The 14846-nt window shown below is 46.8% G+C and carries 12 protein-coding genes and 1 pseudogene; 10 read left to right on the top strand and 3 right to left on the bottom strand.

Going from position 1 to position 14846, the window contains the following annotated elements; translation table 11 throughout:
• Positions 1-312: 312 nt before the first annotated feature.
• The 9 genes and pseudogenes from DY78_RS15370 to DY78_RS15335 all read left to right on the top strand — a co-directional run bounded on the left by DY78_RS15370 (position 313) and on the right by DY78_RS15335 (position 9466).
• Positions 313-1242 carry an L-lactate dehydrogenase gene (locus DY78_RS15370; protein WP_024625235.1) on the top strand — a complete coding sequence of 310 codons (930 nt, stop codon included), beginning with the start codon at positions 313-315 and terminating at the stop codon, positions 1240-1242.
• 802 nt (positions 1243-2044) lie between these two features.
• A complete protein-coding gene (locus DY78_RS15365; RefSeq protein WP_024625236.1) occupies positions 2045-3022 on the top strand; it encodes a DUF2785 domain-containing protein in 978 nt (325 codons plus the stop codon).
• A gap of 18 nt (positions 3023-3040) precedes the next feature.
• Complete coding sequence (locus DY78_RS15360) at positions 3041-4072, top strand: zinc-binding alcohol dehydrogenase family protein (RefSeq protein ID WP_024625237.1); 1032 nt, start codon at positions 3041-3043, stop codon at positions 4070-4072.
• Positions 4073-4160: 88 nt separating this feature from the next.
• Entirely contained in the window at positions 4161-5273 is a 1113-nt protein-coding gene (locus DY78_RS15355; RefSeq protein WP_024625238.1) for a D-alanine--D-alanine ligase family protein, read from the top strand.
• A gap of 73 nt (positions 5274-5346) precedes the next feature.
• Positions 5347-6900, top strand: coding sequence for a glycerophosphodiester phosphodiesterase (locus DY78_RS15350; protein ID WP_024625239.1), 1554 nt, complete (start codon positions 5347-5349; stop codon positions 6898-6900).
• Between the two features lie 446 nt (positions 6901-7346).
• Complete coding sequence (locus DY78_RS15345) at positions 7347-8243, top strand: helix-turn-helix domain-containing protein (RefSeq protein WP_024625240.1); 897 nt, start codon at positions 7347-7349, stop codon at positions 8241-8243.
• A gap of 124 nt (positions 8244-8367) precedes the next feature.
• Positions 8368-8433: pseudogene (locus DY78_RS16910) on the top strand (zinc-ribbon domain-containing protein); the annotation flags it as partial.
• A 6-nt stretch (positions 8434-8439) separates the two neighbouring features.
• Complete coding sequence (locus DY78_RS15340) at positions 8440-9186, top strand: serine hydrolase (RefSeq protein WP_235810689.1); 747 nt, start codon at positions 8440-8442, stop codon at positions 9184-9186.
• Positions 9187-9205: 19 nt separating this feature from the next.
• Positions 9206-9466, top strand: a complete 261-nt coding sequence (locus DY78_RS15335; RefSeq protein WP_235810688.1) for a serine hydrolase — start codon at positions 9206-9208, stop codon at positions 9464-9466.
• Positions 9467-9969: 503 nt separating this feature from the next.
• On the opposite strand, the gene DY78_RS15330 is transcribed toward DY78_RS15335, so the two are convergent.
• The 3 genes from DY78_RS15330 to DY78_RS15320 form a co-directional block, all read right to left on the bottom strand.
• Entirely contained in the window at positions 9970-10452 is a 483-nt protein-coding gene (locus tag DY78_RS15330) for a universal stress protein (protein WP_024625241.1), read from the bottom strand.
• 74 nt (positions 10453-10526) lie between these two features.
• Positions 10527-10802, bottom strand: coding sequence for a photosystem II reaction center protein I (locus tag DY78_RS15325; RefSeq protein ID WP_029779042.1), 276 nt, complete (start codon positions 10800-10802; stop codon positions 10527-10529).
• A gap of 372 nt (positions 10803-11174) precedes the next feature.
• Complete coding sequence (locus tag DY78_RS15320) at positions 11175-12455, bottom strand: replication-associated recombination protein A (protein ID WP_024625242.1); 1281 nt, start codon at positions 12453-12455, stop codon at positions 11175-11177.
• A gap of 137 nt (positions 12456-12592) precedes the next feature.
• On the opposite strand from DY78_RS15320, the gene gshAB reads away from it, so the two are divergent.
• On the top strand, positions 12593-14833 hold the full coding sequence (gene gshAB / locus DY78_RS15315; RefSeq protein WP_024625243.1) for a bifunctional glutamate--cysteine ligase GshA/glutathione synthetase GshB: 2241 nt from the start codon (positions 12593-12595) through the stop codon (positions 14831-14833).
• The last annotated feature ends 13 nt before the right edge of the window (positions 14834-14846 follow it).

Below are 14846 nucleotides of genomic sequence, written 5' to 3'. Positions count from 1 at the left end.
TTGGTCTATCAGTGACTTGGTTGGTCGGGTATGCTAGTTGTAGATTCACCAATGTATGGAAAGGCCCACTTAATGTGGGTGCTGCAACCTAAAAGTTATTTTTTGTTAAAGCGGTGAAAATGAAAAAAGCCACCCATTGACGAACCTAAATCAAACTAACCAAAAGTGGTTAAATAACAAGGTTAATACCAACTGAAAATTTAGAATCGTCATCAAAGATTAGAATCGCATTAGACCAGGCCCCGCTTGACTTTAAAAGGCCTGCAAGGTACGCTAAAACTAGTAAATAAATTGCAGAATGGAGTTCGAAATATGCGTAAATATGGTGTGATTGGCTTAGGCCAAGTTGGGGCAACGGTTGCCTATACTTTAGTGCAACAAGGTATCGTTGATGAATTAGTTTTGATTGATCATGATGAAAAGTTGGCTCAAGCGCAAAAATTAGACTTAGACGATGCCTCGCCACGGTTAGCATCGACGACGAAAATTATTTTGAATGACTACTCAGCCTTAGCTGACGCCGAAGTGTTGATTGTGGCTTCTGGGAACATCAAAGCCATCGACATGAATAGTTCCAAAGGTCGTTTTGGTGAATACGACTCTAATCAAGCGATTGTGCGCGACATCGCGCCTAAAATCGTCGCGTCTGGTTTCAAAGGGATTTTGATTGATATTATGAATCCTTGTGATGTCATGACCGATTACTTGCAACGGATGACTGGTTTTCCACGCAACCGTGTCTTTGGGACGGGGACGTTCTTGGACACGGCCCGGATGCAAAAATATGTGGGTCAAGCAACCCAAACGAACGGTAAAAATGTGGCGGGTTACGTTTACGGCGAACATGGGAACTCCCAATTCGTCGCTTGGTCAACGGTCAGTGTCAATGGTCAACCTATCAAGAATTTTGACGGGTTAGACTTAAAGCAATTAGAAGAAGATGCGCGCCAAGGGGCCTTTGCGGTCATGGAAGGTAAGCACTACACGAACTTCGCGATTGCAACTTGTGGGGTTCGATTAGCGCAAGCGGTTAGTGCCGATGCCAAGTTAGCGTGTCCGGTATCCGCGTTTGATCCACAATTTGGGACTTACGTTGGGATGCCGGCCGTGATTGGCAAAAATGGGATTGAATCCTTAATCCACTTAGACTTAACTGCCGATGAACAAGCTTCACTGAAGTCATCTGCTGAATTCATCAAATCCAAAGTTGACGTATTACCACAACCAGACGCTGTTAAATAATTAAGCCGTCTAGCAAAAAAATCTGGCCACCTATTATCGGGGTCAGATTTTTTTTCGTGTTTAATGCCGCGGCCGGCTGACCGTCATGGCATCTGCCGTGGGGACCGGTGGCAGCCAAAGTGCGGTCTGCCACCTCGCTTTGAAGCCGAAAACCGCGTCTTCAAAGACGTCCGTGGTGTAAGCGTGACGTAGCCCGTGTCCCGCTAACACCACTTTAACGGCGAGATGCCATGACGGTCAGCTGGCCGCTAAATTGATGCTAATTTATAGATTGATGTTGTTATGCGTATTGGTATGTTGTCGCGTGTTTATTTCGTGGATAGCTGATAGTGTCTGGTTTGGACATGAGTTAAGGCGTCAGCGATAATGAACGCCACCGATGTTTTTGGAGGTTCTTTCTTAAAGCCAGTTATTGACAGCTATTTTTGATTAGACTAACTGCAATCGAAAATATTCAGCCACAATTCCATATACTTAATATTGTTTTGAAACTGAGCTGAAATTAGCAATTGGCTGACCGTAATGGAATCGTTCTGAAAGTGGCGTTAACGGGCGTTTTTTGGCCGTTTACACCACGGACGTCTTTTGAGACCTGGTTTGTGGGCTCAAAAGCGAGGTCTAAGACCGTTCCTCAGGCTTAGACCGGTCCCAGAACGATGGAATTACGGTCGGCCAATTGCGGCAATTACCGTTTACTAGTTTAGCCTTAACGCGGCAAGGCAGTAAAACAACTGTCCAAACTGGGCAGAAAGTCGGCTGACATGCTAAAATGGGTATTAAATTGAGTAATTAGAGGTTATTTATGGATAAAGAAAAATTAGCAACGATTCAGGCGGCGGTCTTGCAGTTGCGCCAACAGTTGCGGGCAGGAGCGTTCTATCAATCCTTGCCACAACGGGTGGGCCAACTGATTGACCGAATTCCAGTCGAACCCGCGACGGCGGTAACGCCGCCCACGGCTGATGAGACTGTGACCGACTTACTTCAACAATTACATAGCGGCTTGGATGATGGGAGTTTGACGGCGATTAGCGATGACCAACTTAAACGGTTATTACCGCAACTCGGTTCGTTGAACCCGATGATTCGCGACCGCGGTTGTTATTACTTGTTGAATGAAGCGTTACAACAACAAATTTTGACGGCTGACCAACTCGGCTTGATTTTTGATACGCTGGTTCGTGATGACCAGTTATTTAGTCACATCGATGAACCGGAAAATGACGCGGTCTATCGGCGGTCATTTAGTGTCTTAATTTTATCGGTGTTAATTTATGCGGATCACGCCGGCATCACGTTCTTAACGTCGGCGCGCTTGGAACAAGTGGTCCAACAGTTTACGGTCTACTTGCTGTTAGAACGCGATACCCGCGGCTTTGTGGGTGACCAAGGTTGGGCGCATGCTTATACGCATATTGGTAACTTGTTGGATGAATTAGCCGATGAACCCCGGTTAGCACGGGCCGATAAATTGATGATGCTTGCTGCCGTGATTGAACGTTATCAACGCTTAGCAACGCCATTGAGTTTTGGTGAACCGGAACGGTTATCGTCGTATTTAGCGTTAATTACGGATAAAGATGAGTTATATACGGATTATGTTTTACGGGCCTTAAAACGGTGGCATCAAACGTTAGTCTCGCAACCAGCCCCGGCTTCGGCCGAAGCATGGACCCGAGTCTTCAATCGCAATCACTTGTTAGAAGCGATGGCATTACACGATGACTTTCCGACGGCCATCGTGGACTATTTAGATGATGAGTTAGAATTTCTAGGTTAGACAAGGAGTTGTTGGTAGATGCAAGCAAAAGCAGTGGGCTTATATACGGGATTACCGATTGATGATCCTGACAGTTTTCAAGATGTGCAAATTGATGTGCCACAACCAACTGGCCGCGATATTTTAGTGGCGGTACAAGCAGTGTCGGTCAATCCGATTGATACGAAGCAACGCCAAGCGCAACCACGGACAGATACACCGCGAATTTTGGGCTTTGACGCGGTTGGCAAAGTGTTGGCGGTCGGTGAATTAGTGACGAGTGTGATGACTGATGACCGCGTTTATTATGCCGGTGACGTGAATCGGCCTGGGAGCGACGCTGAATATCAATTAGTCGATGAACGGTTAGTCGCGTTAGCCCCGAAAAAATGGCCGCTAACCGCCTCAGCCGGCTTACCACTGACCGGTCTGACGGCCTGGGAAGCTTTATTTGAAAAATGTGGCTGGACAGCGGCGAAGGATGCCAACCAAGGTCATTCAGTTTTAATCGTTAATGGCGCTGGTGGCGTCGGCTCAGTGGCCATTCAATTGGCGAAGTGGGCCGGTTTGACCGTCGTCACGACGGCCGGGCAAGCAACCACGACGGCGTGGGTCAAACAATTAGGTGCGGATTATGTCTTAGATTATCATCGCGAACTGGAACCCCAATTACAAGCAACCGGGTTAGCGGCGGTCGATAGTGTGGTTTTGTTACACTCCACGGATTACTACTTGCCATTAGTGACGCCCCTGATTCAACCACTCGGTACGATTGTGGCGGTCGTGACGAACAGCCAGCCATTACCAATGGATCTGTTGAAGCCGAAAAGTTTGAATTTTGCTTGGGAGTTCATGTTTACCAAGGCGAATTATCAAGTCTCTACGATGGGGTCGCAAGGCGTCATTTTAGCCAAATTAGCGGCGTTGGCCGACGCCGGAATTTTGCAGGCAACGACGAAACAAGTGCTGCAAGGCATTAGTGCCGCGACCTTAAAACAGGCGCATGCGACGGTTGAAAGTGGTCGGATGCTTGGTAAATTAGTGTTAACTGCGCCGTTTGATGCGAAATAATGTGCAAATGTGTTTTCAATTGGGATGAGATATTGTAGAATTAGAGAAGCCGTAATATGAAATAAATCTTGATAGGATGAACTTAATAATGGACACACAAAAAAAGATCCACGTTGGCTTATTGTTTGGTGGGAACTCTTCTGAACATGATGTTTCGAAGCGTTCTGCCCATAACATTTATGATGCCATGGACAAAGACAAATATGATATCGACTTGTTCTTATTAACTAAGGACGGAATCGTCATGAGTGACGCAGCGACGCGGCGCATTTTTGCTGGCGAACCTGAAGATAAAGTCGTTGCTGAAGAACTGCCCAAGTTGGATATGAGTGATCCATTGGCGCCAATCAAGAATTTGGCTGCCGCCAAGGATATTGATATCTTCTATCCCGTTGTGCATGGGAACTTAGGCGAAGATGGGACCTTACAAGGCTTATTCAAATTATTGAAGAAACCTTATGTTGGTAGTGGTGTGTTAGCATCAGCTGCTAGTTTTGATAAGGACATCACCAAGCAAATTTTGACACATCACCATATTCAAAATACGAAATATGTCGTAGTTACGCCCGAAAACCGCGCTGAAATGACTTATGCTGCTTTGACCGAAAAGCTCGGGGCGCATTTGTTCATTAAGCCAGCCAATCAAGGCTCCTCAGTCGGGATTCACAAAGCTGAAAACGAACAAGAATATGTTGACGGTTTAGCCGATGCTTTCAAATATGATTACAAAATCTTAGTTGAAGAATCCATCGACAATCCGCGGGAAGTGGAATGCTCAATCTTAGGTAACGAAGATGCGAAAGCTTCTAAATTAGGGGCCATCGATGTTCCAAAGACGGACACGTTCTACGACTACAACAACAAGTTCGTTGATGCGAGTGGCGTCGCCTTTGAATTACCCGTTGATTTGCCAGCTGATTTAACGAAACGGATTCAAGACATGTCGTTAGGCGCCTTCAAAGCGCTCGGTTTAAAGGGCATGGCGCGGGTTGACTTCTTAGTTTCTGAAGATGGCGAACCATACTTGGGTGAAATTAACACCTTACCTGGGTTTACAAACATTAGTTTATATCCTAAGCTTTGGGAAGTTTCCGGGATTAGTTATACTGAATTGATCGACCAATTGATTCAATTAGGGTTTGACGAATTCAAACGACAATCAGAAATTAGTTTCGCGTTCGTTTCATTAGATGCTGAATAACGCGTAACCGCATGGTGGTTGGGATGAAGTAACTTTCATTCCAACCATTTTTTTGTTAGGGGGTGCAGGCTTCGTGTTGGCACGGGGAAAACAGTTTTTAATCACTGGTCAGCGACAATTACAAGGTCCGCTGGCAATTTATTGGGTGCTCGGGTTAGTGGGCGCCCTGATCGTAAAAATTTTAGGGTTAACCATCGGTGGCTGGTGGAGTTTGCTCGGATTAATCGCGTTAAGTACGTGGTTGCCCGCGGTCGCCGAACATGGGTCAAAATGGCATTGGTCATTTCGGCAGTGGCGACTCATTTGGTGGCAACAATTGTTATTGGCAATCATCTGGTTGCCAACGGGGTGGGGCGGTTATTTAGCCACGTTACAAGTTAGCGTTAAAGTACCGGCACCTTTACAAAATGCCATTTTTCAGACACGTTATGACTGGTTACCATATGTGGTACCCGTTTGGGGATTATTGTGGTTAGCGAGTTTCAAATGGTTACCAAGTTTTAAACAACAACTCTTACATCCCACGACTTGGCGCGCATTTTGGCTGAGGGGGTGGCAGACGTCTTGGTGGCACGTTGTCAGACGGTTATGGGCTGCTTGGCAATGGGTCTTAGGCGCCTTGATTTGGATGGGCGTCGTCACGAGTATCACCGCGGTGGTAACGGCCTGGCAACCGACTGTCGGTTGGTGGGTGGCGTTAGGCGCGATGGTCAGCATGCAATGGGGGATGTGTATTAGCTTGGCGGCCTTTGCACAACGCGAAGGCTTCTTAGCCGGCGGTGCGCCCCACCGTTATCACCGATATTTAATGTCAGGCTTAGCCATCGTCATCGTCGGTTTTGCTGGCTACTGGCTACGACCAACGACAAGCCCGACTCCGGCCATTATTGCCCATCGGGGGGTCAATGGTCGCGATGGCGTTCAAAATACGACTAAGGCCTTGAAACGGACCGTAAAACGAACGCAACCGGCACTGGTTGAAATGGACATCCAACCAACGGCCGATCATCATTGGGTCGTCATGCACGATCCCACGTTGATGAATTTGGCTGATAAGCCCGGGCCGGTGTCTGATTATCGCCTGCAACAAATTGATGGCATTAAGTTGCATGAACATGGTCAACACGGCATCTTGAGTACGTTTAAACAATACTTACAAGTGGCAACCGCGGTTAAGCAACCTTTGTTAGTCGAGATTAAAGCGTTAGGTTCGGCGGGAGATTTGATGACGCCATTTGCCAGCGCGTATGCTACTTCGTTGGAAAAAACGGGTGGTGCCGTCCATTCGTTAGATTATCAAGTGGTCGCGCGGTTGAAGCAGCGGACGTCTAAGTTACGCGTCGGCTATATTACGCCGTTTTACTTGACCGATTTTACGGCTAATGCCGCGGACTTTTATTCTTTGCAAGCGTTGACCGCGACACCTGAACAAGTCAACGCTGCACATCGCAGTGGTCGGGCCGTTTATTTATGGACGGTCGATCGTCGTATCGCGATGCAACGGTTGAGTGCGATGGGTGTGGATGGCCTGATTACTAACCATCCGGGACGATTACGACAATTGCAGGCGCATCGTAACCAGCGCGTTACGGGGCAACTGCTGAACTGGGTAATTGGTTTATTATGATTCAGTGTGAGAAAAATGAGAGTGAATTGGTCTAAAATTAGGCGTGGGGTGTCTTTACAAGTGAAAATACTTGACGTAAATGAAGCGCTTTTTCATCAAAAAATTCCTAATTTCACGCTGATTTCAAATCGGTCAAAACGCTGTAACATAGTTGTGATAACTAATCAGCGCTCTGGATAATTAATAAGTGACCATTACTATAAAGCATGATATAACTTAATATTAAATAAGAATTACTCTTATTTCTTGCGTATTATGTGTAATCTGAATATAATAATATGCGTAATTGGTATTGTCCAATTTATCAATAACGGTAACAAGTTATTTTGAGAATGCTCCTTGAGGATTGATTTGGTGCAAGCGACGGTTAGCGTGCGAGTGGGGTCGTGCTAACTGGTGATCAATTAGAGTTAGGCTTCAGGCAATAAACAAAAGAGGGGTTTACAATGAGAATATTGGGAGAGAAAGTCCGTCAATTCCGGAAACGGAAAGGCATGTCGCAAAAGGAACTGGCTGAGGGGATTTGTACGCAAGCCACGATTAGTTTGATTGAAAAGAAGAGCAAGATTCCTAGTATGAAAATTATGATGAAGATTTGTAATCGATTAGGAATTCGTTTATCCGAAGTAATTGTTGAAAATGACGACCAGTTATATCGGACTTTCAAAAAAATTGATTCGTTGATTCGACATTCCGATCTCGCCGCGGCGAATGAAATCTTCACCAAGATTCGACCGAAGCAATTACGGAGTAACAACGACAAGAAACAATATTATTACTACGAAGGTTATTTGCAATTAGTACTTAACAACAATCCCGATGAAGCGATTTTTAACTTTGGGATGTTATTAAATCAGTTCGTTAAATCTAGCCATGATATGTTCGCTATTTTGGCAACCTTGGGCACCGGGTTAGCGTATGAACGTAAGCAATCGTTTGATAAAGCGGAGATTTTCGTGAAGCAAGCGGTCGCCACGTTGCATACGATGGACGCCCAAGCGATGCCGATTGGCGACGACGATTATTTACAAAATGAAATTTTGATTTATGCCTCAGCGGCGCAACTTTATGCCAAGATTAATTTCCCAGAAGAAGCGTTGGAATTAATCGACTTAGCATTGAAGAAAGCACAAGAGAGTCAATCATTGTACTTATTAGATCGGCTATATGCGCAAAAAGCCGCAAATGAAGTTGTTTTAAACAATGTTCAGTCCGCACACGACCATTACTACGTGGCGTATGCGTTGAGTCTTGTAACGCATAATGACCAATTAACGGCGCAAATTACGAAAGAAATGGCTGAGTATCATATCGCGCCATTACAAGTGGCCCATGAAGCTTAGTTTTTCGGCCAAAACCGCTTGCAGCTTAGCTGTAGGCGGTTTTGTCTACCTTGAAAGTAAGCGTGGTGGTTGCGATGACGGTCGGATTATCGGTATAATTTGCCCAGATGGAGGGATTAATTAGATGTTTTGTAAATATTGCGGTACGAAAAATCCCGCTGAGGCCAACTTTTGTGAGAATTGCGGGCATAGCTTGGTGACGAGCCGGTCAGCCTTGCAACGCAATTCTAAAGCGGAACCTGCTAGTCAAGCGGCCGCCAAGAAAAAAACGGTCGCGCCCAAGCCAGCCGCTACGGCGACCCGTGCGCGCCCGGCTCCCACGCATTCGCGCGTGGCGCGGCGGCGATTAGGCGCGAAGAGTCGCCAATCGATTCCGTGGTTATTAGCGGGAATTATTTTACTGTTGGTCAGTGGGGCGTTGATTGCCGCACGTTTGATGCAACCATCATCGAGTATTTCGACGGCGAGCTCGTCGACAGCGGCGAGCTCATCGACAAGTTCCACTAGCAAAGCCGATGCATGGCCGACACAGACCGTGCAAAAAGTTGTGACGACTAACTTAGCTGGATTGAGTGGTAAGAGTTCAGTGGCGGTGTTGTCCGTCGACAGTTCCGCCAAGGTCGTGGAAAATAATACGAAGCAACGGGCGGCTAGTCTGATTGAATTGTTTATTATGATAACCGCCTATCAACAAGTTAAAGCGGGGACGCTGAATCTTGGCGATACTTATTTACTCCAAGCTAGCGACAAGGTCGGCGGGACTGGGAACATGCAGTCACTCCCCAACGGGACCGCCTTCTCGTATCAACAAGTCTTGAATCGGATGATTACCGATAGCGACAATACCGCGGCTAATATTATGATTAACAAAGTTGGCGGTATTGCGGTCGTTAACGCTGAAATTAAACGATTAGGCCTCACGCATACGGGTCTTAGCCCGTAAATTAATGGACACCAGCGCGTTGCAAGCGGGTAAGGATAATTACACGTCCGCGGGCGATGTCGCTAAAGTTTTGAAAAAAATGTATAATCACCAATTAATCGATGCGACGGAAGATGCCGCGATGTTGGATATCTTAGCAAAAAACACTGACCACACGATGTTGCCACACAGCTTACCGAGTGAAGCCCAAGTCTACAATTTGACGGGGCGTATACCGCTTATGGCGTCAAAAACGATGCCGCCATTATCAAAAATAATTACGGTGCGTTTGTCGTCGTGATGCTTGGCGAAAATGGGCAAGCCAGCGCGCAGACCAAGGCGATGAACCAATTAGGAAATTCGTTATATACGACGCTACTTGCTAAAAGCTGATAGTGTGACGTTGGTTATTGCCGCAATTGGCTGACCGTAATGCCGTCGTCCTGGGACCGGTCCAAGCCTGAGAAGCGGTCTTGGACCTCGCTTTTGAGCCCAAACCCCAGGTCTCAAAAGACGTCCGTGGCGTAAACTAAAAAATAATCCAGTCTACACTAGGTGGAATTTGCTTAAGAAGCGTGCAATTACAATTTAGTAGTTGTAATCACTATTGATGTGAAGGTATGTGAATGACGTTCATTGGTAATGATAATCAGCTATGAGCAAGAATTGTTAGCGGTGCAGGTATGAGCTAGTTTCAATCTGATTGCTGAACAATTGGTGCTAACTGTTATCTAAGTCAGCCGTAAAAAAATAATCACCAGCCCACAATTGGACTGGTGATTATTTTTTTACCGGCTAAGTTCATTATTTTTTCTTTGGTTTAGGTGCTGGTTTGTTTTCCAAATCAGTCCGAACGACTAAGACGTCACAAACCGCCATGCGGGTAACGTATTCCGTCACTGACCCAATCAAGAGGCGTTCGACGGCGTTTAAACCAGTCGCTCCAATCATGATTAAGTCGATGCCTAAATCTTTCGGCACATCGCGGGCGATAATCGTCTTGGGTGCGCCATATTCGATGGAATAGTCGACATTGTCCAAACCTTCCGCCTTGGCTTCAGCGACATATTTGTCTAAAGTCTTTTGGGCGGTGTCGGTCACTTGTTCGACCATCGTCGTATCAAAACTAGAAATGTTTTGGAACGCGCGGGTATCCACGACGTGAACCATGTGAACGGAAGCCTTAGGGCCATTCCGTTTCGCCACGGCAACCGCTTTTTTAAATGCTAATTCCGCTTCGTAAGAACCGTCAACGGGAACTAAGATGTGTTGGTATTGTTGTAACATCATTCTCACCCCTCAATACTTTATACTTATATTGTAAAGGTTTTCGTAAAAAATAAAAAGCGTTTTCTCCCAATTTACATAAAAGACATCAGCAACATACCCACAGCCATCATTATCAAACACCCGCTAGCCAGGACAATTGCAATGAGCGCCGTACTTTGCACAAAAATAGTGACGACGCTGGCAACGGCGACCACTGCCATTAACCAACCGCCATATTGTGCGGCGTGGTGGACACTGGGCTTTTCAGTTGGATCAAAAGTTAAGAAGGGGCGATTTTGGTGGGATAATAAATAATAGGCTAAAAAAGCCGCGATTAAAGTGTAAACAACCAATAGTAAAGTGATCACGAGTGGTTCCTCCGATTCAATGAAATAACTTGCTTATTTTACCACAGTCAACTGATCAATGAAGGGTGATTCACTGACAAAAAAAGAGCCAGACCGGAGTCTGACTCACGGAAGCAAGCTTCCGGAAAAACTAGTGGTGCCGTTAATCGCCCTTCAGTATTGACCCGCTTCAAGGCAGGTGGGGCCAGCTGTATAGCTTTCTAACTACCAAATGATAAGGCATGTTATGATAACTACCATCGACCAGCCCCAAAGTAGTATTAATTGTTCGGCAACACTTTGTTTAGAGCAATGCGCACACCTTAGTAATTTCGACTCTTAGTCTAGCATATTAAAATAAAAGTTGCAATGATTGTCACAACCACCGCATTGTTAGCGGTTTCGTGAATTGGCTTTTAATAATTTTTTATATTGTTCACCGAGGGCCGTTTCAAAGCGACCGTTCGTTTTCGGCTGATAGTATTCCGCCCCTTTAATTGGGTCGGGTAAGTATTGTTGGGCGACCCAATCACCGGGATGGCTATGGGGATAATCGTAACCGACGCCGTGGCCTAACTTGGCGGCTCCGGCATAGTGGGCGTCCTTTAAGTCGGCCGGAATATCGCCAAAGTGGCCTGCTCGAACTTTTTCTAAGGCACCGTCCACCGCCGTCATCGCTGAATTGGATTTGGGTGATAGGGCCAGTTCGATAACCGCATTGGCCAGCGGAATCCGTGCTTCCGGTAGCCCCAGTTGATCAGCGGCTTGGACCGCCGCCACGGCATGAGTACAAGCCGGGGGATTGGCCAGGCCGACATCTTCGTAGGCAATTACTAACAAGCGGCGCATGATACTTTTTAAGTCGCCAGCTTCTACGAGGCGCGCCATGTAGTGTAAGGCGGCATTGGCATCGGAACCACGAATCGATTTTTGAAAGGCCGAAATGACGTCATAGTGGGCGTCACCATCTTTGTCAGCGGATAAGGCCTTTTTTTGTAAGCATTCTTCAATAATCGCTTGGGTAATCGTCACGTGGTCATCATCAGGTGTGACCGTCGATAAAACGGCTAGTTCCAGCCCATTCAAGGCACTCCGTAAGTCACCATTCGTCGCGGTACATAAATGATGCAACGCTGCGGGTTCCAAGTCGACATGATACTTACCTAGTCCGCGGGTCTCATCACTCAAAGCGCGTTTGACCGCAATTTCGATATCAGCCGGTTGTAACGGAAAGACTTGAAAAATCTGGGTCCGACTCCGGATGGCTGGATTGATACTGATGTACGGATTTTCAGTGGTCGCCCCAATCAAAATAATGCGGCCACTTTCGAGGTGGGGCAACAAGAAGTCTTGTTTAGTTTTATCTAAACGATGAATTTCGTCTAATAATAAAATGACGGTGCCACTCATCTTGGCTTCTTCGGCGACAATCTGTAATTGTTTCTTACTATCAGTGGCCGCATTGAGCATACGAAAGGCATACTTGGTTGAACCGGCAATCGCACTGGCGATACTGGTTTTACCAGTACCTGGTGGGCCATATAAAATCATTGATGATAGGCGTTTAGCTTTCACCATGCGGGCGATGATTTTGCCGGTGCCCACTAAATGGTCTTGACCGACAACTTCTTCGATGGTTTGGGGCCGCATGCGAAAGGCTAGTGGTTGTTGCATGAAAATATCCTCCTCCGCTTGCAAAACTAGTTGCAACTATTATAGCATTGAAGCGGATTGAAATTGTATAATCCGGTTTGACCGTGACCGGGGTATAATAGATAAATAATAATGAAAATGATAAGGATGGATAGATTATGGAATTAGATGCAGTCGGTAAAGCGATTGAACAGTACCATTTAGTGCCACTCGTTAGTCATTCAAATATGGGCTTGGAAGTGACGATGCAGCGGGTGAATGGCCACGGTGAATTGTCGACGCAACCGTATCCCGCGATTTTTGGCGACCAACGGCAAAATCGACAAATTCATAATGCGTTCGCCCAAACTCAATTAAAAATGACGACGCCGGCGATGAATGATGTCAGCCAGTTGATGGCTTATTTGACGGGACTCAACACGACGGTCCGGCGGCAACTCGCAGCGGATGAATACTTGTGGCCGTTGTCGAGTACGCCCGTGTTGCCGGATGATTTAACCAAGATTCCGTTAGCCGAAGCCGATGAACTTGGCTTTAAGCGGCGACAACAACAAGCTAAAAAGTATGATATAACCAAATTAATGACGACTGGCGTTCATGTTAATTTGAGTTTTAATGAACAATTATTTACTCGTTTATATACGGAAACGTTCCACCAACAATATTCGAGTTATGTGGAATTTCGCAATGCCATCTATTTGAAGGCTGCTCAAGGGTTTGTCCGGATGAATTGGTTAATCCAATACTTATTTGGGGCGACCCCGACGTTACAAATTACCGATAAAACACCGGCGCAACGCAGTAGTGTGCATGGTCCGGCCGGGCGGTATAGCCAAGTTGTGGGGGACTATACGACCATTGACCGTTACGTGACGAAATTACAAGCCGATGTCCGGCAAAAAAGCTTGCTAAGTATTAGTGACTTCGATGGGCCAGTCCGGTTCCGAAGCACTGGTCAATTGACCACGTTAGCGCGTCAAGGTGTTTATTATTTGGAATTTCGGGGGTTAGATTTAGACCCAACTACCGCTACCGGGGTCGACCAAAACGCGGTGGAATTCTTACGGTTATTGGCAAGTTACTTTGTAATGATGCCAGCTTTACCAGCAACGATGGTTCCCAAAGTTAGTGCCCAAGCCGACCAATTAACCGCCCAAGTCACGACGGAAGATCCGACACAGCCGAGTGCGCAAGCCCAACCAGCGTTGCAAGTGTTAGACGCGTTACGGGACTTCGCCGCGGCGCATCAGTTACCGGCGAGTGACTTAGTGTTACTTGACCATTTGAAAAAGCGGGTGGCTGACCACCAACAAACTTTGAGCGCGCAAGTGGCTGCTAAAACCGATGCGTTAGCGTGGGCGAACCACCAAGCGGCCACGTTCCAAACGGCTGCCCAAGCGGAACCGTTCAAGCTGCCGGGATTTGAACAAGTAGATTTGTCGAGTCAGCTCTTAGCGACCGCGGCCCTGGCACGCGGTATCAAAGTTGATCAAGTGGCCGCCGATACGAATATTTTACGGCTGACGCATGGTGACCGCGCGCAACTAGTCGTCGATGGCAGTGGGACGGATTTGAATCCGCAAGCCTTGACGACCGTTTTACAAAATAAAGTCGCTGCTAAGCAAGTTTTAGCGGAACATGGGGTGCAAGTTCCCGCTTCGCAAACGTATCATTCGGCCAATCAATTGATTGATGATTATGACCGCTACGTCGCCGCCGGTGGGATTGCCCTTAAGGCGACGGACCGCAGTCATGCGGTCGTGGCGTTTCGAATTATGCCACAACGAGCGTTATTTGAACGCGTGGTCCGGCAGTTGTTCGAACAAGCGCCGGCGATTATGGCTGAAGAACTTATCGTGGCGTCCAGCTACCGGTTCTTAGTTCTCGGCGGTAAAGTCCGGGCAATCGTCGAACGTATTCCCGCCAACATTGTGGGTGATGGTCGGTCGACAGTCCAAACGTTGCTCGACAACAAGAATCACCGGGCTTTACGCGGGCCGGCGTTCAAATACCCACAGTCCCAATTAAAGCTCGGGACGATTGAACGTTATCGGTTGGATTCTTATCACTTGGATTTGGATACCGTCGTGGGTCGGGGCACGCAAATTTTATTACGCGAAGATGCCACCTTTGGCAATGGTGCTGACGTGTTAGATGCGACCGAAGACATGCATCAATCGTACATTGAAGCGGTGGAAAAATTAGCTGCCGAACTCAATTTACAAGTCGCTGGTTTTGATGTGATGATTCCGAACTTGTATGCTGAATTGACACCGGAGCATCCTGAAATGGCAGTTTATTTAGGTGTACATGCCGCGCCATTCTTATATCCGCACATGTTCCCGATGTTTGGTGACGCGCAACCAGTCGCGTCCCAATTATTGGATTTATTATTTTAAAGACTAAAAGTGC

This window comes from Lactiplantibacillus fabifermentans DSM 21115 (genome assembly GCF_000498955.2).
Taxonomy (GTDB): Bacteria; Bacillota; Bacilli; order Lactobacillales; family Lactobacillaceae; genus Lactiplantibacillus; species Lactiplantibacillus fabifermentans.
The sequence above is the reverse complement of the archived record's forward strand: the minus strand, read 5'-3'. Positions and strand labels throughout refer to the sequence as shown.

Coding starts and splice junctions, on each gene's coding strand:
- DY78_RS15360 (WP_024625237.1), top strand. CDS start 3,041: ATGCAAGCAAAAGCAGTGGGCTTATATACGGGATTACCGATTGATGAT.
- DY78_RS15365 (WP_024625236.1), top strand. CDS start 2,045: ATGGATAAAGAAAAATTAGCAACGATTCAGGCGGCGGTCTTGCAGTTG.
- DY78_RS15330 (WP_024625241.1), bottom strand. CDS start 10,452: ATGTTACAACAATACCAACACATCTTAGTTCCCGTTGACGGTTCTTAC.
- gshAB (WP_024625243.1), top strand. CDS start 12,593: ATGGAATTAGATGCAGTCGGTAAAGCGATTGAACAGTACCATTTAGTG.
- DY78_RS15355 (WP_024625238.1), top strand. CDS start 4,161: ATGGACACACAAAAAAAGATCCACGTTGGCTTATTGTTTGGTGGGAAC.
- DY78_RS15370 (WP_024625235.1), top strand. CDS start 313: ATGCGTAAATATGGTGTGATTGGCTTAGGCCAAGTTGGGGCAACGGTT.
- DY78_RS15320 (WP_024625242.1), bottom strand. CDS start 12,455: ATGCAACAACCACTAGCCTTTCGCATGCGGCCCCAAACCATCGAAGAA.
- DY78_RS15345 (WP_024625240.1), top strand. CDS start 7,347: ATGAGAATATTGGGAGAGAAAGTCCGTCAATTCCGGAAACGGAAAGGC.